The sequence below is a fragment of the Pedobacter paludis genome, assembly GCF_003173575.1.
In the GTDB taxonomy this organism is placed as follows: domain Bacteria; phylum Bacteroidota; class Bacteroidia; order Sphingobacteriales; family Sphingobacteriaceae; genus Pedobacter; species Pedobacter paludis.
The window spans coordinates 131,951-156,924 of sequence record NZ_QGNY01000002.1 but is presented as its reverse complement, the minus strand read 5'-3'; the positions used below and the strand labels follow the sequence as shown (position 1 = coordinate 156,924).

Below are 24,974 nucleotides of genomic sequence, written 5' to 3'. Positions count from 1 at the left end.
AGGGCACTAAAGGTTAAATTCGTAATCTAAAATCTAAAATCAATTGGCAAAAACAAAAACTGCATATTTCTGTCAGAGCTGTGGCTACGAGTCGGCTAAATGGTTGGGTAAATGCCCTTCATGTAGTCAGTGGAATACCTTTGTTGAAGAAGTTGTCGAAAAAAGTTCGACCGCTATTCCAACTTGGAAAAGTGAAACCGGCTCCAGAAAATTAAGCAAACCGAGTAAAGTAGATGAAATTCAATCCTCAACAGAAAGAAGAATTTTAACTGGCGATAAAGAACTCGATCGGGTTTTGGGTGGAGGATTGGTGGAAGGATCTCTGGTTTTAATTGGTGGTGAGCCGGGAATTGGAAAATCGACGCTTATGCTTCAGTTGGCCTTAAATTTAAAAGGTAAAAAACTTCTTTACATTTCTGGCGAGGAAAGTGAACAACAGATTAAAATGCGTGCGGAAAGAATAACCGAAAGCCCATCTACAGATTGTTATATCTTAACAGAAACATCTACACAGAATATTTTTAAGCAGATCGAAATTTTAGAACCCGAAATTTTGGTCGTAGATTCCATTCAAACCCTTCATTCCGCACATATCGATTCTACGCCTGGAAGCGTGTCTCAGGTAAGGGAATGTACAGCGGAGTTGCTTCGCTTTGCAAAAGAAACGGGAACGCCGGTATTTTTAATTGGTCATATTACAAAAGATGGTGCTATTGCTGGTCCGAAAATATTGGAGCACATGGTAGATACGGTTTTGCAGTTTGAAGGCGATAGGCATCATGTTTATCGTATTTTAAGATCGATTAAAAATAGATTTGGAGCAGCTGCAGAACTGGGGATATATGAAATGCAGGGAACAGGCCTAAGGGAAGTTTCCAATCCTTCAGAAATTCTGTTGTCGCAACGTGATGAAGAATTAAGTGGAATTGCAATTGCCGCGATGCTGGAAGGAGCCAGACCAATGCTGATAGAAACTCAAGCATTAGTAAGCCCGGCAGCTTATGGAACGCCTCAAAGATCTGCTACTGGGTTCGATACCAAAAGAATGAATATGCTATTGGCCGTATTGGAAAAGCGCTGTGGTTTTAGATTAAGTACTCAAGATGTTTTCCTGAATATTGCAGGCGGAATCAGGGTGGAAGATCCAGCAATTGATTTGGCAGTTTTAATCGCGATTATATCCTCCCATCAAGATATTGCCGTTTCATCTAAAAATTGTTTTGCTGCTGAAGTTGGCTTATCGGGAGAAATTAGAGCTGTAAATAGAATTGAACAACGCATTGCTGAAGCCGATAAATTAGGTTTTGAAACCATCTATATTTCGAAGTACAATTTAAAAGGAATTGATTCGGAGAAATATAATCTAGAAATAAAAGCGGTAAGCAAAATTGAAGAGGTTTTTGGCCTTGTTTTCGGGTAAAAAGGGATTGTGGTTCGGGGCAACAAATCAACAATTTTACTCGATGTGGGGAAAATTTTCCCCATCATCCCCGAAGCTTATTTTTTGGCACAGATTAAAATTTTTGCTAAAATACTAATAATCAATTGATTAATATCTGTTGGCACGCCTAGTTAAAGTTTGGATTAACATTTGCCTAAGGTAATATGTTGTACATCATGGGATGTGATCTATAACAATAGGGATGATTTTCCTCGTTAGTGAGAGCTAGCGAGGATTTTTTTTGTTTTAACTATTTAGTAAATTTAAATAACTTTGTTTCAGATAAAACTGGAATACTAATTAAAGTATAAATCAATGAAAAAGATTCTTTTAAGTTTAAGCTTCTGCTTAATCGCTGCATTTACATTTGCTCAATCAGAATATAAAGGCCAAAAATTTGGAGAAGAAGTTAAGCCTGGCGATGTGAAACCAGCTGCCAAAATGGAAGTTGCAATGGGCGATAAAAAAGCTGTTGATATGAAAATTGAAGGTAAGGTTGTTGATGTGTGCAAGAAAAAAGGTTGTTGGATGACATTGGAAATGCCAAATGGAGATCCGATGAGGGTAACGTTTAAAGATTATGCATTCTTTATGCCAATGGATATCGTAGGTAAAAAAGTTGTTTTGGATGGTGTAGCTAAGAAACAAACCATCTCTGTTGAAACATTGCGTCATTATGCTGAGGATGCGCATAAATCGGCTGATGAGGTTGCTAAAATTACAGATCCAAAAAAAGAACTTGCTTTTGAGGCTAAAGGAGTTGTAATTCTTGATAAATAGATAAGCTTAAAGCGTAAAAAATCCCCATTACTCAAAGTAATGGGGATTTTTTATGAAGTTTTTTTTATAATACCCAGTTCCATCCAAACTCATCTGGAGCTAAACCGTAACGGATATTGTTTAATTTTTGTGCAATTCCGTTTGATACATTTCGCGTTGCTGAATCTGTCAAAGTATAAATAGAGCCTTTATAGCCAATTTCTCCAATTTGAGTTACTGTTGCTGCTGTTCCTGCCGCAAAAGCTTCTGTTAAACTTCCATTTTCTATTCCATCAATTACTTCTTTAACCGAAACCCTGCGCTCTTCTACTTCTATTCCAGCATCTTCGGCTAATTTTATTATGGTATCACGTGTAACACCGTCTAAAACGGTACTACGAATTGATGGGGTAACCAGTTTGCCATTAATTACGAATATTAAATTTGCTGTTCCAGCTTCCTCAATAAATTCATGCGTAACCGAATCTGTCCAGATTAATTGATCGAAGCCTTCTTTTTTGGCCTGTTCAAAAGGATATAATGAACGGGCATAGTTTCCAGCTGTTTTAGCAAAACCAACTCCACCTTCATCAGCTCTTGTAAATTCAGTTTCGATTTTTACTTTTAGAGCCTTACTGTAATAAGGACCGGTTGGTGTGGTAAGCAAAGCAAATTTATATGTATCAGATGCTTTAACGCCTAAATATGGATCCATAGCAAACATTACCGGACGAATATACAACGCATAGTTTTCTTGCGAAGGAACCCACTTTTCGTCGATGTTAATTAGTGAAGCCAAACCTTGCATAAAAATCTCTTCCGGAATTGTTGGCATAGACATTCTATCCGCAGATTTATTAAAACGCTCGAAATTTTTATCAGCACGGAAAACACTAATTTTGCCATCTGGCTGGCGATAAGCTTTTAGTCCTTCAAAAATGGCTTGGCCGTAATGAAGTGCAGAAATCGCAGGACTCATCGGTATAGGTCCGTAAGGCAGAACCTGTAAATTTTTCCATTCGCCGTCTTCAAAATCAGCGGTAAACATGTGGTCGGTAAATACTTTACCGAAAGGTAACTCTGAAAAATCAGTAACTGTTAAACGTGTTTGTTCAGATCTGGTGATTTTTATATCTAATGTCTCGGTCATTGTATTTGAATTTTGAATGAGCGATTGATGGAATGCGTGAATATGTATTAACACATTCTCTAACTCACCGAATCTCTAATTCTATCATTAATTATTTTCGCAAATTAAGAAAAAACGAGCTTTTTTAATAGCTTTTTTTGATATTAATCTTTGTTTCTGAGTGTTTTAAGTACACTAAGAACCCATCCTTTGCCCCATTCTTCCATTTGTTCCTCCGTCCATAAGAACGGATAGAAAATCCTCTTCTGGAAACGCGGAGGCAAATATTTCTGCCAGTTTGTTCCACCGGTCGCGGCAACATCTACAGGATCTTTCTCTAAATAACGAACTGCAGATTTGTAGTGAGACAATGGCCATTCTACGTTTACATACAAATCTAGCTTGCGTAATTCTTCTGCAAGTGCAGAAACATCTTGTCCATTGGCTTGAAATTTTTGGTAAAGTGATGCGAAATTAGTCAAGGATCGGTTTTTGGCCAATTGAAGGAATTGATCGGCATACTTTTTAATAAACTGTTTTAAAGTTAAAGTCTGCTTGCCCGATGCAAGTTCAGTAGCCCCAAATTTCCAATAAATGTGTTCAAATTGTTCTTCAATAGTTGCTGTACTTAATTCTACTCTTCTGCTTTTATCCACCAAGCGAATAAAATCGGTAGCGCAGATTTCGATCATTCTGTATTGCCCAGATTGAAAACCGCTGGCCGGTAATAGAGACATTCGGAATTTTAAGAACTGTTCCTTTTCCATACCATCAACCATAACTTCGAAAGAAGTGGTTAAAGCGTTAAAATAAGCATTAATCCTTTTTACTCTGGCCGTAAAAAAATCTACGGTCAAATTTTCATGTTCGGCAATCTGTTTACACTCATGTAAACTAAGCTTAAAATATAGCTCAGTAATTTGATGATACATGATGAAAATTTCTTCATCAGGGAAAGGTGTTTTAGGGCTTTGTAAACTTAAAAGGGTATCCAAATGAATATAATCCCAATAGGTAAGAAAATCTGCATACAATAATCCATCAAGATACGATGCCATATCTTGGCCCATGGCCGTGTATTTTTCCTGTAGTTGGTTGAGTTTGTCTTTGATTTCAGGTGTAAAATCCATTATTTGAAGTTAGCTGTACAAAGGTGTTAAAGATTTTGCAACAAATAGTAATTTTTATACATTTGAATAATGGCGATGGGGTACCGCCAAAACCGCCCAAACAGGCTGATGACTCCTACGATTTTTATTTAAAATTGATGTAAAATGCCTGTTAAAAAAATAACGGAAGGTTTTCTGCTTTCCATTTACCACTTTATTAAATTCGACTTTAGTCTAGTATTAATCAATACGCTTAAATGGCTTTTGTACGCTGCTTTACTTGGCGCTATTGTGGGCTCTGCATCCGCCCTTTTTTTAGAAACTTTAAACATGGCAACCAATTGGCGTGAAACCCATGTATGGATTATTGCATTTTTGCCACTGGCAGGCTTAATAATTGGATTTGCATATTATTATTGGGGCAGAGAAGTTGTTAAAGGTAATAACCTGCTGATAGAAGAGCTGCAAAGCCCAAAAAAGGTTATTCCCTTAATTATGGCGCCACTAATTTTTGCTGGGACGATTATTACGCATTTATTTGGAGGTTCTGCTGGTAGAGAAGGTACCGCAGTGCAAATGGGGGGTGCCTTTGCCGATCAGTTTACCAAGCTGTTTAAGCTAAAACCCCGTGATCGGAAAATCATTTTAATATGTGGAATTAGCGCTGGTTTTGCTTCTGTTTTTGGAACACCTCTGGCTGGAGCCATATTTGGATTGGAAGTCTTTGTAGTTGGGAGTATTCTTTATGGAGCCATTTTACCGGCTTTCGTTACCGCCATTATAGCCGATTATGTTTGCAAAATGTGGGGTGTAGGGCATACACATTATTCTATTTCGTCTGTCCCTGAAATGGGAACTATAAATTTACTTTTATCAATGGGCGCAGGAATAATTTTTGGTCTTGTTGCCAGAAGTTTTTCGGCCTTAAATCATTTGGTATCGAACTTATTTGGCAGAATAAAATATGCACCAATTAGGCCATTCGTTGGCGGATTTATTCTGATTTTAATGATTTATCTTTTGGGAACCACTCGATATATTGGTTTGGGAATTCCGGTTATTTCAGAATCTTTTACGCAACAAGAGCCCTATTATACTTTTCTTATTAAACTTTTCCTTACCGCATTAACATTGGGTGCAGGTTTTAAAGGCGGAGAGGTAACGCCATTATTTTTTATTGGGGCAACTTTAGGAAGTTTTCTGAGTTTCTTTATTCCATTGCCTTTTGGATTGCTTGCCGGAATGGGTTTTGTTGCTGTTTTTGCTGGCGCTGCGAATACGCCTTTAGCTTGTATCTTTATGGGTGTTGAGCTTTTTGGTGTAAGCCCAGGGATATATATTGCAATTGCCTGCGTTACGGCTTACCTTTTTTCTGGCCATACGGGCATTTATCGTTCTCAGGCAATTGGTAGCCCTAAACACTTATTGTTAAAAAGACACCAATTTTTGAGGTAAATAAATCCATCGTCTTTTCGAATGAAGTGGAGCGAAATGAAGAAATCTTTGATTCTGAGTACAAAGATTTCTCCACTGCGGTCGAAATGACGGCAATGATTATTTTATTTCTACGGAATACGGGTTTTTAAGATAAACTAAATCGATCGTCTTTTCGAATAAGTGCAGCGAAATGAAGAAATCTTTGATTCTGAGTACAAAGATTTCTCTACTGCGGTCGAAATGACATGGTGCGATATTAATAAAGCACTCTAAATTTAATTGTATTCTCTATTTTTTTAAGCGATTTGAATAACTGCTTATCGTATTCCGTATTAATATCCGTAATGGCATAGCCGATTTCAGGATTGGTCATTAAAAACTGGCTGACAATATTGATGTCGTGTTTGGCAAAGACGGTGTTAATTTTAGCCATAATCCCTGGAACGTTTTTGTGGATGTGGATCAACCTATGCGATTTGTCGATTTTTGGCAACTGTAAATTCGGGAAATTACTGCTAAGATAAGTTGCGCCGGTGTTCATGAAATCGGCAACGCGTTTTGGGATAAAATCTATATTTCGGGGATTATTCTTAGGATCATCAAAAACCACGATACCTTGCTTGGTGCACAAATCAAAATCCAGTTTATTCCTGGCACTGCCCAAATAACCGATGGTTTTAAGTTTTACAGCATTTTTCAATTGCTCTTTATCAATTTTTTCTCCATCAGCTAAAATTAAAATCCCAACGTCTTTAATGTATTTTTCTTCAAAAGATGTTTTTTGTCTGATGGATAGTCCATCATTTTTTAAGATGCTAACAGTTAATGGGTCAACATTGCCAACTACCAAACAAAGGATTCTATTTTTTGGATAAGAAATCGCTCTTGGCAGATTATTTACGTACAAAAATTCATCAAAGCTTGGTGTTACATGATCTGCTTTTGAAACAATGCTTTCTCTGGCAATATTTTCGGTAAAGGCAAAGAATTTATTAATCATCCCACTTTCCCGAAGCTGAAAATCAGAATAGCCATCGCCTATGCCAAAAAGTTCACCCTCCAGTTTTAAATGTTGAAGCAATTTTACTTTTCCACCTTCCTCGCTTAACGGATTTGCATGATCGTAATCTATAATTTTACCATCACCTGTGGTAACAAAAGTATTGGCGTAAATATTTTCCTTCTTAATGTGGTACTGGCTAACAACAGGCGTAATAAATTCCTTAAACCCGCCAGAAACAATTAAAACTTCGTCTGCATGTTTTTTGAAAAACTCGGCATTACGAGAGAAAGAAGTAGAAACTTTCTTTTTTAAATGTTTGATGAGCTGTTTAAGATGATCTTCACTGGCTTCTAGTAACTTAACCCTTTGAGCCAGGCTTTCAGAAAATGAGAGTTTGCCTTCCATTGCCAGATTGGTATAATCTTCAATTTTTTGAAAGATGGCTTCTTTATCTGGATGGTTTTTTAATGAGATTCGTGCGAGTTCATCTAACGCTTCTACCTGGGTAAACGTACTGTCGAAATCGATAATGTAGTAAGCTTTTTGTTTGGGCATTATTTTAAATGTTGGGTAATTTCCTTTATACTTTCTGCAACAGGTTTAAATTTAATCGCTGTTTCTGCTATAATTTTTGAATTGTCGTAATAACTGAGAACGGTGCTGCTCTTCGCGGCATCTTTAGTTATAGATGGTTCTGAACCGCTAAATAAAGAAAAGAATTTCAATGCTCTCCAAGCAATTCCGAGCATCCAGGGTTTTGCTTCTTTTGTTGGCGCTTTAACGGCAAAAGCTTTTGCAATTTCTGTAAATAAATCCTTATAGTGATAATCATCAGATGAAATGATATAGCGCTCTGCCGTAATTGAGCCTTCCATTAATAAAATCATCGATTTTGCAACATCTACCACATCTACCAAACCAGTTGCACCATTGGTATAAAATGGAAAGCCACCTTTTACAAGTTTAAAAATTGCTCCACTGCCATTAAAACCAGCATTTTTTCCGATAATTACAGATGGATTTACAATAACGGCATCTAAACCTTCGGTTATGCCTCGCCAAACCTCCATTTCACCCTCATATTTGGAAAGGCCATAAGCATGAGCCTTTGCATCATATTCCCAAAAATCTTTTTCGTTTATTTTTCTTCCTTTTTTTGCATCACCAAGCGCAGCAACAGAGCTTACATGTAAAAGCCTGCAGTTATTTTCAATGCATAGATTTACAATATTCGAAGTTCCATCTATGTTTACATGAAACATGTTTTTTTTATCCTTCGGATTAAAAGAAACAAATGCAGCACAGTGGTATACTTGTGTTATACCATCAAAGGCATCTTCTAGAGTTGAAAGATCATTTATATCGGCTGTAAACCATTCAATTAAGGTAATATTCTTAACTATTGGTGGGATTTCTGATGTTTCTCTTTTCAGCGCCCTAACTGCCAATCCTTTATCGGTTAGCTGTTTTAATAATTCAGATCCTAAAAATCCCGTTCCTCCGGTTACCAGTATCATTTTTTTAATCGGGCTGTTAATTTATTTTCTTGCAACAAAAAAGATAGATGCAAAAATTTAAAGCTTAAAATGAGTTAATTACAAAGTCCTATCAAAAAGAAATCAATAGAAATCTTATTTTTATAAAATATGTGCATCCAAAAATAGATATTTGAGCCGATAGTTTTAAAAATATGTCATTAACGGATTTCTTTTCCCCTGTAAACACCGATAGTTTTATTCCAAAGCAAGGATTTTTTACCAGCCAGCTTGGTTTAAAGGCTGTAATTCATACCGAATCATTTCCGGATTTAGAAGAAAATAAATACGATTTGGCAATTATTGGTGTGCTTGACGGAAGAAGTGCAATTAACAACGAAGGTTGCGCATTGGGTCCGGATTATTTTAGGGAAAAGTTTTACAAACTAAATGAGGGAGGTTTTATAAGCAGAATTGTCGATTTAGGCAATATCAAGCATGGCGTTACCTTAGCTGATACTTATACCGCCGTAAAAATGGCCGTAACCGAGCTCATCAAAAAAAATATCATTCCAATTATTATTGGGGGTGGGCAAGACTTGACCTATGCTCAGTATTTAGGATACCAAGATTTAGAGCAAAAAGTAGATCTGGTTATTGTTGATAACCAGTTTGATATAGACGATGATAGCCATGATGGAATTGCAACAAGATCGGATTGTTATCTAAATAAAATTTTCCTTCATCAGCCCAATTATCTGTTCAATTTTAGTAACATCGGTTATCAAACATATTTTGTAAATCAGGAGAGTTTGAGCGTTATGGATAAGCTTTATTTTGATGTACACCGCTTAGGGGAGTTTGCTCAGGATATTACCTTAACCGAGCCAATTATCCGCAATGCGAATATGATTAGCTTTGATATTGGCGCCATTCGCTCTGCTGATGCAGCGGCCAATGCAAATACAACTCCGAATGGATTTGATGGCGAGGAAGCATGCAGAATTGCACGTTATGCTGGCATGAACGATAAACTTACATCCATTGGCTTTTACGAATTTAATCCGGCATACGATAATAATGGGCAAACGGCTTTCCTTTTGGCACAAATGGTTTGGTATTTTATGGAGGGTTTTTATGCCCGCAAAAAGGATTTCCCTTTAACACCGAAATCTCAGTTTATGATCTATCGTACAAGTTTAAAGGATGGTTCCGGAGAGATGGTTTTTGTGAAGAGCAAGAAATCAGACCGGTGGTGGATGCAGGTTCCTTATCCTTCTGGTCAATCAAAAAATGAAAGATATCACCTCGTGCCTTGTAGATATGATGATTACCAAGTTGCCGTAAATGGAGAAATGCCTGATTTGTGGTGGAGAACTTATCAAAAGCTATCATAATTTTACACAGGGATTTACGTTATTAGCCAGACGATTATTTATCTTTGAAAACAATCATTAAGCAACCATTTACCATTAAATTATACTCTAATGAAAAAAATATTATTATCTGCAATGGCACTTTTGCCTCTTGCTGCTCTAGCTCAAAAACCATTTGCTGTAAATGGTGACATTAAAAGCTTAAAAACTGGCGATAAAATCTTCTTGGTTTATAACGCAGATGGCAAAAACATTACAGATTCTGCAACAGTTGCCAATGGTGCGTTTGCATTTAAAGGCACTCTTGCTGGTCCAGCTCAAGGCAATTTGTTCTTAAATAAAAATCCATATGTGCAACGTCCTGCACAGGGAGAAAAATTAGATGCGCTAACTTTATACATTGAACCAGGAACTTTAAAGGTTACTGCTCCAGATTCATTAAAAAATGCAACAATCTCTGGATCAATTGTTAATGATGACAATAAAAAATTAAAGGCATTAACGAAACCTGTTACAGATAAATTGGCTGCTATTAATGCAGAATATGCAAGCTACACTCCAGAACAAAAGAAAGATAAAGCTGTAATGGAAGCTTTGGGTGCACGTTACGAAAAAGATGCAGCCGGTATGACACCTCTTTTGCTAGAGTTTGCTAGAAATAATCCAAAATCATACATCAGTTTGTCTGCTATTGGTCAGTTGGCCGGAGATCCAGATCAAGCAGTTGAGGCTGAAAAAGTATTTAAAACTTTGTCGCCTGAATTAAAAGCAAGCAGCTCTGGCGTTAAACTTGCTCAACTTTTTGATGCAGGTAGAAAAACTGCGGTAGGTGCAATGGCTATGGATTTTACTCAAAACGATCCAGATGGTAAACCCGTTAAATTATCAGATTTTAAAGGTAAATATGTCCTGGTTGATTTTTGGGCGTCTTGGTGTGGTCCATGTCGTCAAGAAAATCCTAACGTTGTAGTGGCTTACAATAAATTTAAAGATAAAGGCTTTACGGTTTTAGGCGTTTCTTTAGATGGAGGCAATACAAGAACAACAAAAGAAGCTTGGTTAAAAGCTGTTGATGCAGATAAATTAACCTGGACACATGTTTCTGATTTAAATGGATGGAATAATGAAGTTGCCAAAATGTATGGAATTCAATCTATCCCTGCAAACTTCTTAATTGATCCAACTGGTAAAATTATTGCAAAAGGCTTAAGAGAACAAGCCTTACAAGACAAACTTCAAGAGTTATTGGGAAGTAAATCGAAATAAGAAATATATTAAAACGATAAAGGCCCGATCTAAATTTTAGATCGGGCCTTTATCGTTTATTAGGTTATGCTGATTTTAAAAAATCAAGTGCATTGATAAAATAGTTTTCCATCCCTTCATAGGGGTCTTCGCCTGGAATCCAAGAGGCAAACTTCCAATACTCCCAGCCTTCGTTCTCCAATAATGGTGGCACTAAAAGGAAGTATTGTTCTTCGCCGATTCCACCTACAACGATGCTTCGGGATAATTTAATTGCAACATCCAGTAATTCATCGTTATTAATCCAAATTTCTATTAACTTTGGATCGATATCTTTTAAAAAGCCAACATTTTCTGTTTTTTCAAATGAAGGCTCGATGTTTTCATTAGGAGTTGCAAACCCGTTACTGATTAGCAGAAAATCTTTATAATCTTTAGGCAGAACAATTTGCAATTTTTCTTCGAGCTGTTTTATTTCTGTTGCTGAAGCAGGAGCATTACCCAACCACTTCGACTCCATCTGTTCATCGGTAAAAATAAACTCACCTTGACGAATTGCTGTTTCAGAAATCTTTTTAAGTACTTTTTTCAAAACTTTTTCCTTTCAAAATTAAACTAAATCGAAGCCGATATCTTCTCTAAAATATTTTCCATCGAAGTAAATACGACCGGCATCAGCTGTAGCAGACTGTAAAGCTGTAAATAAATCTTTTTGTAAACTGGTAATGGCAATTACACGACCGCCATTCGTTTTTACCACGTCGTTTTCTAGAAGTGTTCCTGCATGAAATGCATTTGAATGACGCAGATTTTCGATTCCCGAAATTGCTTTTCCTTTCAAATATTCGCCAGGATAACCGCCTGCAACAATCATTACGGTTGCAGCTGTTTGATCGGAGATTTTTAAACTGATGGTGTTTAATTTTTTCTCGGCTGTTGCAACAAAAAGTTCCACCAAATCATTTTCTATTCTAGGAATAACGCTTTCGGTTTCTGGATCGCCCATCCGAGCGTTATACTCAATTACGAAAGGTTCTTCACCAACTTTAATCAATCCAAAAAAGATAAAGCCAGTGTAATCAATATTGTCTTTCTTTAAACCTTCAACAGTTGGTTTAATAATTCTTTCTTCCACTTTGCTTAAAAACTCATCAGTTGCAAAAGGAACTGGCGAAACAGAACCCATGCCACCTGTATTTAAACCCGTATCGTTTTGCCCTATTCTTTTATAATCTTTTGCAGATGGAAGTGTTACATAATTTTCGCCATCGGTTAAAATGAAAACTGAAAGCTCAATCCCGCTTAAAAATTCTTCAATAACAACAGTAGCACCTGCAGGGCCGAATTTGCCACCAAGCATTAATTTTAATTCTTCTTGAGCTTCAATGGTTTCGGTGCAAATTAAAACGCCCTTACCTGCGGCTAAACCATCCGCTTTTAAAACAACAGGTAAGGCATGATCCTGCAGATAAACTAATCCATCTTCTAAAGTTTCTGGAGTGAAGGATTTAGAGGCTGCGGTTGGAATGCCATGACGCTCCATAAACTGTTTAGAGAAATCTTTACTTCCCTCTAAAATGGCGCCTTCTTTTTTTGGTCCGATAACAGGAATATGAGCTATAGCTGTATCTGCAAGGAAAAAATCATGAATACCATTAACAAGCGGTTCTTCTGGTCCTACTACTACCAAATCAATCTTTTCAGTAAGGACTACTTTTTTAATCGAATCAAAATCATTTACATTGATGTTGATATTTGTACCGTAAATTCCTGTACCGCCATTTCCGGGTGCAATAATTAGTTTATCGCAGTGCGAAGACTGGCTCATTTTCCAGGCGAATGCGCTTTCTCTGCCACCTGAACCTAAAAGTAAGATATTCATATGGGCAAAGATAAAAAAAGAGTTTAGAGTTTAGAGTTGAAAGCAGCAAGTATCGAACGTCAAAATTCTCACTTTGAACCTTTAACTTTTTATTCTCAACTCCCTTTAGCACTTCTCGTCATTTGTTCCAGCATATCCCACATTTCATTTGGGATTGCTTCTAAGCCATTCATTTGACCAGCACCTTGAAGCCACTCTCCACCATCAATTGTAATGATTTCTCCATTAATGTATCCAGAGAAATCACTAACTAAAAAGGCAGCTAAATTGGCCAGTTCCTGGTGTTCGCCAACTCTTTTTAATGGAACACGGTTTTTAAAATCGAATTTTTTGGCAAGGTCGCCGGGTAATAATCTTTCCCAGGCACCTTTGGTTGGGAATGGTCCCGGTGCGATTGCATTGGTTCTGATTCCATATTTTCCCCATTCTACAGCCAATGATCTGGTCAAAGCCAATACACCGCCTTTAGCGCAGGCAGAAGGAACAACGTAGGCCGAACCTGTAAAAGCATAAGTGGTGATGATATTCAATACCGTAGCCTGCTGTTTTTCCTTGATCCAGTGTTTTCCAAAGGCAAGTGTGCAGTTAACAGTTCCTTTTAAAACAATATCAATAATAGAAGAAAATGCATTTGCAGATAATCTTTCTGTTGGAGAAATGAAATTACCCGCAGCATTATTTAGCAAAACATCTACCTGACCAAATTTTTCTATGGATTTTGCCAATACGTTTTCAACCTGTTCAATTTCTCTCACATCGCATGCAACTGCCAAAACTTTACCACCGGTTTTCTCTTCCATTTCATCGGCAGTTTTTTGCAGTACATCAACCTTTCGACTGGTTATAACCAAATTTGCACCTAACTTTAAAAAATAAATGCCCATTGCTTTGCCTAAACCCGTTCCTCCGCCGGTAATTACAATGGTTTTTCCTTTTAAGGCATCATCTCTAAGCATGGGTTGGTTAAATGCGAACATAATATGTGGTTAGGTTAAATTGGTTAATTGGTTATTTGAAAATGTAGGCTTATTTTCTTTGTAGATTCTCTAAAATTGTTTTTAAAATGTGGCGTGTTGCAGGCGACCACCACTGGGCCAGCATTTTCTCTAGCGTTGCAGATTGATCGGCATTTGCTGATGCGATTAATTCTTCACGAATGTTAAGTTTACTCTGTGACCAGGTGTTACTTTCTAGTTCCATAAACTTTTTGATTTTTCTTTCTGCAGCCGTTAACAAACTTTCATTTTTTACAACATCATCAACCAATCCAACTTTTAATGCTTCTTCTGGATTGTATAATTTACCTGAAAGCAAGCTTCTGGTTGCTTCGGCTTTGCCAATCCAAAATGAATAGAGCTGAAAGATACTGTTTGGAACAATAATGCCAACGGGAACTTCATTTAAGCCAATAATATAAGATCCTTCTGCCATAACACGGTAATCGCAGGCCAATGCCATTACACAGCCGCCTGCCGGACTGTGTCCGCTGATGGCCGCTACCATAGGTTTTTTAAAAGCGATCATATTGGCTGTAAAACTTAAAAACAACTGCCAAAAAGATTTTGCTTCTTCTTCATTATAGTTGTAAAGTTCTATTAAATCTAGTCCTGCAGAGAAAAACGGCGCTGTTCCGGTCAAAATTACACCACCAATATTTTCATCGGCAGATATATTTTTAAGCATTTCATCAAGCTCGGTAATGAGTTCGCGGTTTAATGCATTCGATTTTCCTCTATCGAGTGTTATGGTTGCCAAACGATCCTTTACACTTACTTTTATCGTATTCATATATTCGGTTCAAAAGGTGGAAATTTAAGTAATTTAATTAGAAAGCCAAATAATAGAACAGGTCTGATTATTTGGCCTTCAAATATGATTGATAATAAACTCTTGGAAACTGTTTAAATTTCAATTGTCAAAGGTGCTTCGACAGGCTCAGCATGACAAATTGCAAATTGATTCACCGAAATTTAAACAGATTCTTATTTTACGTCGTAAGTATACACTTTTCTGGCTAAGTGCCCAAAAACATCCACGCCTTCGATTACTACTCTATAACTTCCAGGTTCGTCGGCATTATAGAATTCGAATTTTGCCTTACCCTCTTTATCTGAAACAACTTGTGGATTCCAATAAATGGTTGTTCTTAAATCTGCCTTGCTCGTTGTAGTGCCTGCATCATATTTTGGCGAATAAAATTCTCTAGAAATCGAAATTCCGCTCGGGTTATAAGTTACCACGCCTGGTGCATATCGGTTATAGCTGCTGCCTCCATCGCCTCTCTTTGTGGTAATAACCAGTACGCCACCGCCACCATTCATACCATAAATTGCCGTGTTTCCAATACTTTTTAGGAGTTCTATCGATTCTACGTCAGTTGGAGAAATGTTATCTAAAAACTCAGGTTCAACCTGCATTCCATCTACAACAATATGCATGGGCGTAGTTTGGCTTCTCATTAAAAATGGAACGTTTCCTCTAAAAATTACACCTGGTAAACGGCCTTGTAAACACATAGAAAGTGTTACGCAGGTAGAAAGATCTTCTGCAGTCATAATGTAATCTGCTCTTCCTGCCCCATTTAAATTAGATGAATTTTTTGCAGGATTTTTCTTTTCGGTTATGGTTACTTCTTCAAGTTTAATGGTACGCTCCAACAATCCCAAACGCGTCATTTCATTAAAGTAATTGTCGCTTTCCTTAATGTATTTCATCAGCGTGTTGTTCACATTAATATCTATATCTGCTCCATTTTTGTTTTTAGTTACAATTTGGCCAGGCACTACATCCAAATTAATATCCACAAACTTACGCTCGGTTTTGGTTCTCGCCTGTACGACAAACTTTGTGCTATCGCCAAAACTCAGGTTATCAAATACAAATCTACCTTCAGCATTGGTTACCGTATCTACAATTATCATTGTGCCTTTTGTGGCCATTAGCATCACTTTTCCGCCAACTACAGGTTTATTTCCCTTGGTAATTGTTCCGCTAATTTTAAGTGATTCTTCTGGCTTGTAGGTAATGTTTGGATTGATGTTATTGATAACGTTTTTCCATGTAAATCTTCTCCAGCCTTGGGTAAGCATTAAATTATCCAGCTCTTTCAGTGTTTTAGCATCATCATTTAAAAAATAATGATTGGGCTTTTCAACGTAACCAACCAAATCTGATGTCAGCAAAAGAGAAGTTAAAATGTTGGTTTCATTATCTTCATCGGGCGCAACTTTGGTTGCGTTAGTTACAGCGACAGAAAAACTGCCCAAAACTGGTTTTTGCTGATTTGTAGCATCAAAGCTGAAAGCTGATTTTCCTCTTCTCGCAGTAGAAACCGAACCGTTATTCAGGGCCACGTTAATTATATCATTTTTTGGATTTAGAAAAACCAATCGTTCGGCAATAGGCTGATTATCGGCAGAGAATAATGTAAATTGTACGATGCCGTCTGGAAGATTTTTTCTGGGAATATTGGCAATTAAAACCTGTTTATCCATTTTAGCTTTAGAAACATAGTAAACATTGCCAGCTTGTTGGGCTACAACTTTTAGTTCAGAGCTATTAAGCAGACTTTCGCTTGCCATTATTTTTAAGCCGACCTTGGCCGTATCGGTATTGTTTATGGCTATGGCATAGCCGCTTTTTTGTGCTAACGGAAGTTTAATGTCTTTCTCCGAACCATCTTTAAACTTAACCTTCGCCGTATAGGTTTTGCCAGATTGCATATTGAAAACGAAACTTCCCATCCCCAAATAACTTGTTTCGAAAGAGGTTACCGCATTTCCTGCATCGTCTACAACTGATCCTTTTACATCTTCTCCATGGCCGGTTGAGTTTACGGCTTTTATGGCAATTCTTTGTGGCAATTCTTCTACCAATGTTCCGCCTTCTGGCATAAATTGAACATCAACATCGTTAGAGGTTGATGTAATTGGAATAGATTTGGTAACTTTTTGTTTGTTCTCTAAAGTAATGGTTGCAACAATTTTACCTGTTTTATTTTGGAAACTTTGATTGTTTATAAAGCTGATTACCGCATCGCCGGTTAAGTTGGTTTTTACCTTGCCTTTTGCAACCGATCTAAAATCCAGCTGAACATCATAACTTACATCGCTTTCCTTGTATGCAATTCCATTCTTATCTTCAAAATGGATGCTGGCCGTTACTTTATCTGTATTGTTCTCTTTCTGAAAATCGTATTTGGTTTGGGTAAAAACTTTGTTCGCCCAGCTGTTGCCAATCTTTATGGTTTTATCAAAAAAGAAATCAGTTCCGAAATTGCGCATGTAAGCTGTGTACGCCCGAATTCGGTAATTGCCTTCTCCCAGAGAATCTGTAAGTTTAAAATCGCCCCAGGTTACACCGCCCATCAATGGCAATCTGAGTTGTCTTTTAACAGAATCTTTCTCGTTAATAAGCTCAACATACAGAATTTTGCTGATGTTGGTTGGTGCAGACGTTTTGGTGTTAAAAACATAACCTTTAAGCCAAATATCATCGCCAATGGCGTAATAAGGTTTATCTAAATGGATATGTACTTTTTCTTGAGGATATTTTGAAGTGTATTCATCAAGTTTCTTTAAAAGTAAGGTAAAGGGATCATCATCCATTTTGAAGGCGGTAAAGCCTAAAAGAATAAACAATACACTAATTGGGAGGATAATTTTGAGTTTCATTTGTGGCTAGATAAAATAAAATATGCCTCAAGGTACAAAACCCGAGGCATATTTTAATGAAGTTAGTATGAATTTTGGCTAATGAAACCGAACCTTTACAATTGCCATTATTCTGATATTGTTTAGGTTAACTTGCGCTTGCAAAACTATTTTACTTTATATCTGTAAACAGATCTGCCGATTAAGCCCGATCCATTAATTCCCTCTACAACAACTAGATAGTTTCCTGTTTGATCGGAGTTGTAAAAACTGATTTCTGTTTTCCCTTCTTTACCTGTAATAACAGAAGGATTCCAGTAAACCGTGCTTCGAAGATCTGGCGTTGTTGTGTTCTGGCCATCGTATTTCGGGCTGTAAAATTCTTTGGCATTATCGTAGCCTTTCGGGTTATAATCAAGAACAGATGGATCGTAACTTCTGCGGAAATTTCCCGTTCTGGTAAAAACGGCCATAATCGGTCCATCGTTACCACCGCTTGCTTTCGAGTTTACGCCCTTACTTTCGTGAAGAAAATAGATTTTATCGATATCGGGTGGATTTTCTCCGGTAAAAAAGGTTTGATAATCGCATGGATCGATTGTCATTCCGTCAATCATAACCGTATATCGCACTCTTTTAAACATCGGAACATACATTTGTCCGCATTCATCTTTTGGTGTTCCGAAAACGTATTCAAAATTAACCCGGCTTCCATCCATTCTGGAAATACACTCCATTAAATTGCTACATGGAGGACGTCTGCTATCGGGGCGATAAATTTCATCAACCTGACTTTCTTTAATGGTATTGCCATAAGCCATTTTTTTCTTGGCTCTAATTTTAACCTCCTGTAGTTGTTGCGTACGACTAAGCATTCCGCTTTTTTCAAGTTGTTTATCAAGTTCTCTACTGCTTTCGAGCGATTTTTTAACCAATTGCTGAATGTCTTGATTTAATTCGCCGGTATTTGGATTTGGTGTTACCGATTGTGGGTTTGGCTGATCTATGTATGTGGTAACCAGTTTGGTTCCTTTTTCGTTTCTGCCCTGAATGGTAAATTGCATTCCATCTAATATAACCAGGTTATTAAATGCATATCGTCCTTGCTGATTGGTTAATGTATCTCTTATGAGCCCATATTTATTGTTAAGCAGGGTCACTTTTCCATTTACAATTAGTTTTTTGCCTAATGATGTTATCTTGCCCGATATGGTGCTGGTAATTTTTTCTGGAGCAAAGGCTGGTGCACTTTGTTGTGGTGCAAGTACATCTTTCCAAACAAATTTTCTATAGCCCTGAGTAAGCATTAGTAAATCTAAATTTTCTCTTGTTGATGCCGTTGGATTTGCAAAATAGTAATTGGGTTTTTCTATAAAGCCTTTAATATCTGCACTCAGCAATAGTTGAGAAAAAATGGTATTAATCTTTGTTTCATCTGTAGGCACAGCATCTTCACTTATTACAGCCACCGATAAATTTCCACTAACAGCATCGCCATTTGGAGTTGCTGAAGCAATTTGTAAGGAAACTTTTTCTCGAACGCCATATTCTTTTTGAGCCACTTCACTTATTTTGAGTTGTAAAGCATCGCTCCTCTGTAAAAAGAAAACCCTTTCATTTAAAGGTACGCCTGCAGAAAACAACGTTATTTGTACAATTCCGCTTGGTAAATCGTTTAACGGGAGGTACACAGAAGTTGTTGGCTTACTCAAATTAACCTGCACAGCGGAATATACTTTTCCGCCAGATTGTGCAACTAAACTAAATTGTTGCGGTCCTTTTTTTAAGGTTGCTTCATTTGTATTAATGCGTACCAAAACGGTATCAGACTGCTTGCCACTCATTTCATTTTCTCGAGGATAAACAGAAAGAATCTGTCCTTCAGGTTTTGCGGTAGGTAATTTAACAATCAGTTCAGAGCTATCTTGAAGTTTAATTTTGGCACTGTAGGTTCTGCCTTCTTCTGGCATAAGATTGAAAAAACCCATTCCCAAATGTTTGGTTTCTATTTTCGCAACCTCTTTTTGTTGATCATCAATTACAATACCCTTTACATCCGCACCAAGCCCTGAAGTTTCCGTTGCCTTAAATGCAACCCTGCTCCAAACGCCGTTGACCAAATAGCCACCTTCGGGAAATAACTGAAAATCAGTTTTTAGCAAAGCCGTTTTTAATGGAAATGTTTTCGGGATAGAAGTATCCTCATTTAAGTTGAAATTGGTTACTAGATAAGTGGTTAAAGCTGTTTCTGCCTTTGGTGTTGGAATATTGATGGTGATTTGACCAAGCGCATCGGTTTTGCCCCTACCTGCAGTAAGCGTTTTGTAGCTTTCTTTTAAGCTGAAACTTACATTGTTGTTGGCGTAAGGTTTTCCGCTTTCATCGGTAAATTTAAGTACAGCCTTAATTTTTGTTTTGTCGCCATCTTTCTCGTAAACATAATCTATTTTGGCAAAAACAGTATTTGCTACAGAGTTGCCCACGCTAAAAGTATGATCGTAAAAATACTGCGGGCCAGCATTTCGCATCCATTGCGTGTAGGCTCTTAGCCGATAATTTCCTTCCCGGGTGGTACTATCATTCAGTAAAAAATCGCCTTTAGCCATTCCGCCCATAAGCGGAAGCTTAATGGTTTTTGCTGTAGAATCGCCTTCATTGATAAGATCGATATAAACCGCCCCACTAATTGCAGAAGGCTTATGGTCGTAACCCGAAGTTACATAGGCTTTGAGCCAAATGGTATCGCCAACTAAATAATATGGCTTATCGGTATGGAGATAAATTTTTTCTTGTGGATTGGTGCTGATCCATTTTTCAAGTGAGGTTACAATTGGCGCAAAGGGCTCGTTTCCTTTCTGGGCGAAAGCCAAAAAAGAAAAAAAGCACAAGCCAAAGCTTAAGAGCGTGCGTTTAAGAAACATATTTAGTTAGGTATTTGTTAAACGCAATTTAGAACAAATTTGTTAAAATTTATTCTTCCACATCATACTTTCTACCGGCCGGGTTGTTTTATTGTTGTATTTGGCGTTTCCTTTTGAGTTGTACATTGTTTCAATATTACCTTCTACAATAAAATATATCAGCTGTCCGATAGGCATTCCGGCATAAATTTTAACCGGCTGAGCTACTGATATTTCAAGTGTCCAAGTGTTGCAGAAACCAACATCGCCTTTCCCTGCCGTTGCATGAATGTCTATTCCTAAACGTCCTGTGCTGCTTTTTCCTTCTAAAAATGGTACATGAGCATGTGTTTCCGTATACTCTAAAGTTACGCCTAAATATAATGTTCCAGGATGAAGGATAAATCCATCCTTAGGGATTTCGAAGTGTTCAATTTCATTATGAGCTTTAGCATCCAACACACGGCTTTTGTATGTAGCCAAATATTTACCTAAATGCACATCGTAAGAGTTTGTACCCAAACATTCGCGTTTAAACGGCTCTATAATGATTGTGCCCTTATCAATTTCCTCCAAGATCCTTTTATCCGATAATATCATTTTTATGCGTATTTTTGGCCTAAATTATCATTTATTTAAGATAGTTTTGCATGTAAATCTCCAATTTTATAAATGCCAATAGTTTATAATAAAAATATCGAGGATCATTCTGCTCTGGCAATCTGGAAAATTGAAGAAACGGAAGAAGAATTATTTGCCGGACTCCAGCTTAAGCAACATGAGCTAGATTTAATCGCATCGTTTAATAATGGCAAAAGATTATTGCATTGGCTAAGTACAAGGCTTTTATTGAGAACCATGCTCAATACGAAAGATTATATCGACTGCCAGTTTGATGATGATGGAAAACCTTACCTTGTTAATTCTGATTATCATATCTCATTAAGCCATTCTTACGATTATGCCGCGGTAATGATTAGTAAGGATTTTGCCTGCGGAGTAGATATCGAATTAATCAAGCATAAAATAAAAAGCATTAAACATAAGTTTTTAAGCGACGTTGAACTTGCTCAAAAACAAATTGGCGATAACACCGATGGTTTATATGTTGCTTGGTGCGCCAAGGAAGCGATTTACAAATGGCACGGTAAAAAGGGATTGGAATTTAAACAGCACATCCACATTAAACCTTTTAAATTAAAATCAGAAGGTTGTTTAAATGCACTTATCGAACTGCCGACAGGAACAAGGGAACTTATAGTGAATTATTTTAAAACCAAAGATGGGTATATGCTTGGTTATGTACTTGCCCAATAGTGCCAAAATCTATCACATCGCTCAGAAATTGATTTAAATTCTATTTTATGCAAAACGAGATCAATATTGGCTGTTCGAATACAGGTACAATAGCAAATAAAATTGAAGATAATGTATTGCCTATTGCTGCTGCAAATGTTCCTGTTCAATTTATGGATTGGGGTTTAACAGATTATCAGGAAGCCTGGGATAAGCAAGAAGCATTGTTGAATGGTACTGTTGCCATTAAAACCAAAAATCGCGTAGAAAATTCTAAATTACCAACACCAAATTATCTTGTTTTTTGTGAACATCCACATGTTTATACATTGGGTAAAAGTGGGCATCCAGAAAATTTGTTGTTGGATGAGGAAGGTTTAAAAGCAAAAAACGCTACATATTATAAAATTAACAGGGGAGGCGATATAACGTATCACGGTCCTGGCCAAATTGTTGGTTATCCGATTTTAGATTTAGAGAATTTTTTCACCGATATCCATTTATACCTCCGTACTCTAGAGGAAGCCGTAATTTTAACTTTAAAAGATTACGGTATCGAAGCTGGTCGCTACCCCGGATATACTGGTGTTTGGCTGGATGCTGACAATGATAAAGCCCGTAAAATTTGTGCAATGGGCGTACGTTGCAGCAGATGGGTAACCATGCACGGCTTTGCATTTAACGTAAATGTAGACTTGGATTATTTTAAAAATATTGTTCCCTGTGGGATAGATGATAAAGCTGTAACTTCTTTGCAACAAGAGCTTGGATATAAACTAGATCTTGATGAAGTTAAAACTAAGTTGAAAAAACACATTGCCCAGCTTTTCGGAATGGAACTGATTTAGGTTTGTCCATAAAATCTATCTGGATAATTTTATCGTAGATTAGATCATGAAAACTTTGTTTACGGCCTTTTTATTTTCTTTGTTAACTTCGGCTTGTACAAAAGAGAAAGACATGTCGGTTGCCAAAGATCCAGATACATCATTTGTTGCCCCAAATCAGGGCACTTCTTTCACCTATTTAGCCATAGGCGATTCTTATACCATTGGCGCTTCGGTTACGCAGGCAGAATCTTTTCCATACCAACTTCAAACTTTTTTAAAAGCTCGGGATATTACAGTTGCAGATCCGAAAATTATCGCCGTAACCGGCTGGACTACTGATGAACTGCAAAATGCAATTAAACAGGCCAAACTTACCCAGAAATATGATTTTGTAACGTTATTAATTGGTGTTAATAATCAATATAGAGGTTATCCGATAGATAATTATCGGAAAGAGTTTTCAGAATTGTTACAAACAGCAATTGCCTTTGCCAACAGTAATAAAAGTAAGGTTTTTGTAATCTCCATTCCCGATTGGGGGGCAACTCCCTTTGGTAAAAATGCAGCAAAAAGTCCTCAAACGATAGGTGCGGAGATAGATGCTTTTAATGCTGCAAATAAAGAAATAACCCTTGCAGCGGGTGTAAGCTATACTGATATTACACCGGGTTCAAGAAATGCAAAAACAGATCCAGCGCTTATTGCTGCAGATGGATTACACCCAAGCGGTAAAATGTATGCAGAGTGGGTTAATGCATTGCTTCCAAAAGTTGCCGAAGTTTTAAAATAATTTAATGGCAATCACCTTCCGATTTTAATTTAAAAATTATACTTTTAGTTTAAACATTTAAACTAAAACCTTTTAAATCTAAAAATTAACCATGGAAGATCAAAAACCTCAAGACCAAGCACCATTTGGCCAGCAACCTTTTGGCCAATCTCCGTTTGGAAACAATCCCACCCCTATCCCAAAAAACTGGTTGGTAGAATCTATATTGGTTACAATTTTTTGCTGTATACCTTTTGGTATTGTAGGTATTGTTTATGCTTCAAGCGTTAATAATAAGTATGCAATGGGTGATTATGCAGGTGCTCAAGCAGCATCAGCCGCTGCTGGTAAATGGACTAAAATAGGCTTCTTTTTAGGGATTGTTAGTATAGTATTATCTTTTCTTTTCTTCGTAGTATTAGGCTTTGGAGGCTTTATGAGCTCTTATAGATGATAATGAAATTAAAGTACATCTTAGGTTTTATCATAATAATAGGCCTTTCAATAATCTATTATAAGTTTAATCCTGAGGTGTACAATTTTTTTCCTGAATGCCCATTTCACAAGTATCTTCATTTAGACTGTCCAGGGTGTGGATCTCAAAGAGCTGTTCACGCTTTGTTACATGGTCATGTTTTATCAGCTGCAAACTACAATTTGCTCATGGTGCTAAGTATCCCTTTATTGCTGGTTCACTTCAGCTTAAAAGTGTATTCCCAAATTACCAAAAAAGATTTTGCGCTAAAAATCTGGTATCATCCTTCCACCCCTAAAATCATCTTCGCAATTGTAATTTTGTTTTGGATAACCAGAAATATTCCTTTTGTGCCCTTTAATTACCTGGCCTCTTAATCTGTTCTGGACGTAGAGTAATTATAATCGCTCATAATGGTTTCCAAAAAAGAAAGTTCGTGCATGCCTTGCGGAATGGCTACGTTTAAATGATTAGAAATTCTAGCGGCCATATGGTAAATCAATGTATGATTGCCCGTTTTATAATAGGTGCTAATTACTTCGTGAATTAATTCTATATCTCTATCGGTTAATAAATTTACTTCATTAAAAACCGGTGTATATTCTTCTACAACCGGATGGAAAGCAATTTGATCTAACTGTGTTGGCGGTTGGGTTTTTATAAGTGTTGTGCCAGCAACCAAGTCGCCTAAACGCTGTTTGTTTTCGGTTACAGCTACACAAATTAACCCGGCCAGCCACGATGTTAATGTAAAGTCTACAATCCTAAAAACCCAACGCATAAAATATTGGCCAAGGGTTGCCTGCGAGCCATCGAGACTAATTACCCTTATTTTAAGTAACCGCTTGCCTATGCTTTGGCCATTCATAAAAATCTCGCAAAGCAAATCGTAAAAAATAAAGCCAACACCATAAATAACCAACAGTACAATTAGGGTAATACTTCCGGCCTGTGCTAATCCGGTAAGGGTAAACAAAAGCATAAAGACTAAAAATAATGCAATGAATAATCCAAAATCAATTAATCTGGCAGCAACCCTTTCTCCTAAACCTGCAACTGCATAATCTATATCGATGTGTTGGCTCGTACTTACTTTTATAGTTTCCATGTTGCTCAAATATAATATGGTTTTTTATTTTTTATTGACTAATAAAAATTTTGTTTTATTTTAACAGAAAATTAAACGGGTACAAGTT

The 24,974-nt window shown here is 37.1% G+C and carries 22 protein-coding genes and 1 riboswitch; of the genes, 10 read left to right on the top strand and 12 right to left on the bottom strand.

What is annotated here, in order from left to right; translation table 11 throughout:
• Nucleotides 1-43 precede the first annotated feature (43 nt).
• Both radA and DF947_RS05180 read left to right on the top strand, forming a co-directional pair.
• Nucleotides 44-1,420, top strand: a complete 1,377-nt coding sequence (gene radA, locus DF947_RS05185) for a DNA repair protein RadA (RefSeq protein ID WP_109928655.1) — start codon at nt 44-46, stop codon at nt 1,418-1,420.
• A 336-nt stretch (nt 1,421-1,756) separates the two neighbouring features.
• A complete protein-coding gene (locus DF947_RS05180) occupies nt 1,757-2,221 on the top strand; it encodes a DUF4920 domain-containing protein (protein ID WP_109928654.1) in 465 nt (154 codons plus the stop codon).
• 64 nt (nt 2,222-2,285) lie between these two features.
• Here the strand turns inward: DF947_RS05180 and DF947_RS05175 are convergent, their stop codons facing one another.
• Nucleotides 2,286-3,350: a branched-chain amino acid aminotransferase gene (locus DF947_RS05175; RefSeq protein ID WP_109928653.1), complete on the bottom strand. Its 1,065-nt coding sequence runs from the start codon at nt 3,348-3,350 to the stop codon at nt 2,286-2,288.
• 143 nt (nt 3,351-3,493) lie between these two features.
• Nucleotides 3,494-4,459 carry a tryptophan 2,3-dioxygenase family protein gene (locus DF947_RS05170; protein WP_109928652.1) on the bottom strand — a complete coding sequence of 322 codons (966 nt, stop codon included), beginning with the start codon at nt 4,457-4,459 and terminating at the stop codon, nt 3,494-3,496.
• A gap of 62 nt (nt 4,460-4,521) precedes the next feature.
• A riboswitch (Fluoride riboswitch) is annotated at nt 4,522-4,584 on the top strand.
• Nucleotides 4,585-4,603: 19 nt separating this feature from the next.
• Between DF947_RS05170 and DF947_RS05165 the strand changes: the two genes are divergently transcribed.
• Complete coding sequence (locus DF947_RS05165; protein WP_109928651.1) at nt 4,604-5,893, top strand: voltage-gated chloride channel family protein; 1,290 nt, start codon at nt 4,604-4,606, stop codon at nt 5,891-5,893.
• Between the two features lie 238 nt (nt 5,894-6,131).
• Here DF947_RS05165 and DF947_RS05160 read toward each other — a convergent pair whose 3' ends face one another.
• Nucleotides 6,132-7,433, bottom strand: a complete 1,302-nt coding sequence (locus DF947_RS05160) for an HAD-IB family phosphatase (protein ID WP_109928650.1) — start codon at nt 7,431-7,433, stop codon at nt 6,132-6,134.
• The gene (locus DF947_RS05155; RefSeq protein ID WP_109928649.1) at nt 7,433-8,395 is read right to left on the bottom strand and encodes an NAD-dependent epimerase/dehydratase family protein; all 963 of its coding nucleotides are present in this window, start codon (nt 8,393-8,395) and stop codon (nt 7,433-7,435) included. The genes DF947_RS05160 and DF947_RS05155 overlap by 1 nt, the downstream gene beginning before the upstream one ends.
• A gap of 173 nt (nt 8,396-8,568) precedes the next feature.
• On the opposite strand from DF947_RS05155, the gene DF947_RS05150 reads away from it, so the two are divergent.
• Nucleotides 8,569-9,750 carry a formimidoylglutamase gene (locus DF947_RS05150; RefSeq protein WP_109928648.1) on the top strand — a complete coding sequence of 394 codons (1,182 nt, stop codon included), beginning with the start codon at nt 8,569-8,571 and terminating at the stop codon, nt 9,748-9,750.
• Between the two features lie 90 nt (nt 9,751-9,840).
• Nucleotides 9,841-10,995 carry a TlpA disulfide reductase family protein gene (locus DF947_RS05145; protein ID WP_109928647.1) on the top strand — a complete coding sequence of 385 codons (1,155 nt, stop codon included), beginning with the start codon at nt 9,841-9,843 and terminating at the stop codon, nt 10,993-10,995.
• 64 nt (nt 10,996-11,059) lie between these two features.
• Here DF947_RS05145 and DF947_RS05140 read toward each other — a convergent pair whose 3' ends face one another.
• From DF947_RS05140 to dcd, 7 genes are all read right to left on the bottom strand, one after another.
• The gene (locus tag DF947_RS05140; protein WP_205940742.1) at nt 11,060-11,566 is read right to left on the bottom strand and encodes an SMI1/KNR4 family protein; all 507 of its coding nucleotides are present in this window, start codon (nt 11,564-11,566) and stop codon (nt 11,060-11,062) included.
• A gap of 18 nt (nt 11,567-11,584) precedes the next feature.
• Nucleotides 11,585-12,856 carry a phosphoribosylamine--glycine ligase gene (gene purD / locus DF947_RS05135; protein WP_109928646.1) on the bottom strand — a complete coding sequence of 424 codons (1,272 nt, stop codon included), beginning with the start codon at nt 12,854-12,856 and terminating at the stop codon, nt 11,585-11,587.
• A gap of 95 nt (nt 12,857-12,951) precedes the next feature.
• Nucleotides 12,952-13,833, bottom strand: a complete 882-nt coding sequence (locus DF947_RS05130; protein ID WP_109928645.1) for an SDR family oxidoreductase — start codon at nt 13,831-13,833, stop codon at nt 12,952-12,954.
• Between the two features lie 49 nt (nt 13,834-13,882).
• A complete protein-coding gene (locus DF947_RS05125) occupies nt 13,883-14,644 on the bottom strand; it encodes an enoyl-CoA hydratase/isomerase family protein (RefSeq protein ID WP_109928644.1) in 762 nt (253 codons plus the stop codon).
• Nucleotides 14,645-14,838: 194 nt separating this feature from the next.
• A complete protein-coding gene (locus DF947_RS05120) occupies nt 14,839-17,529 on the bottom strand; it encodes a carboxypeptidase-like regulatory domain-containing protein (protein WP_167397998.1) in 2,691 nt (896 codons plus the stop codon).
• 146 nt (nt 17,530-17,675) lie between these two features.
• Entirely contained in the window at nt 17,676-20,429 is a 2,754-nt protein-coding gene (locus tag DF947_RS05115; protein ID WP_109928643.1) for a hypothetical protein, read from the bottom strand.
• A gap of 42 nt (nt 20,430-20,471) precedes the next feature.
• Nucleotides 20,472-21,008 carry a dCTP deaminase gene (gene dcd, locus DF947_RS05110; protein ID WP_109928642.1) on the bottom strand — a complete coding sequence of 179 codons (537 nt, stop codon included), beginning with the start codon at nt 21,006-21,008 and terminating at the stop codon, nt 20,472-20,474.
• Nucleotides 21,009-21,080: 72 nt separating this feature from the next.
• On the opposite strand from dcd, the gene DF947_RS05105 reads away from it, so the two are divergent.
• The 5 genes from DF947_RS05105 to DF947_RS22665 all read left to right on the top strand — a co-directional run bounded on the left by DF947_RS05105 (nt 21,081) and on the right by DF947_RS22665 (nt 24,155).
• Nucleotides 21,081-21,725: a 4'-phosphopantetheinyl transferase family protein gene (locus tag DF947_RS05105; protein WP_109928641.1), complete on the top strand. Its 645-nt coding sequence runs from the start codon at nt 21,081-21,083 to the stop codon at nt 21,723-21,725.
• Nucleotides 21,726-21,772: 47 nt separating this feature from the next.
• On the top strand, nt 21,773-22,552 hold the full coding sequence (lipB, locus tag DF947_RS05100) for a lipoyl(octanoyl) transferase LipB (protein ID WP_109928640.1): 780 nt from the start codon (nt 21,773-21,775) through the stop codon (nt 22,550-22,552).
• A 46-nt stretch (nt 22,553-22,598) separates the two neighbouring features.
• Entirely contained in the window at nt 22,599-23,324 is a 726-nt protein-coding gene (locus tag DF947_RS05095) for an SGNH/GDSL hydrolase family protein (protein ID WP_109928639.1), read from the top strand.
• A gap of 91 nt (nt 23,325-23,415) precedes the next feature.
• The gene (locus tag DF947_RS05090) at nt 23,416-23,757 is read left to right on the top strand and encodes a CD225/dispanin family protein (protein WP_109928638.1); all 342 of its coding nucleotides are present in this window, start codon (nt 23,416-23,418) and stop codon (nt 23,755-23,757) included.
• Nucleotides 23,754-24,155, top strand: a complete 402-nt coding sequence (locus DF947_RS22665) for a DUF2752 domain-containing protein (RefSeq protein ID WP_109928637.1) — start codon at nt 23,754-23,756, stop codon at nt 24,153-24,155. Before DF947_RS05090 ends, DF947_RS22665 begins: the two co-directional genes overlap by 4 nt.
• Here the strand turns inward: DF947_RS22665 and DF947_RS05080 are convergent.
• On the bottom strand, nt 24,152-24,886 hold the full coding sequence (locus DF947_RS05080) for an RDD family protein (protein ID WP_109928636.1): 735 nt from the start codon (nt 24,884-24,886) through the stop codon (nt 24,152-24,154). The genes DF947_RS22665 and DF947_RS05080 overlap by 4 nt on opposite strands.
• Between the last annotated feature and the right edge of the window lie 88 nt (nt 24,887-24,974).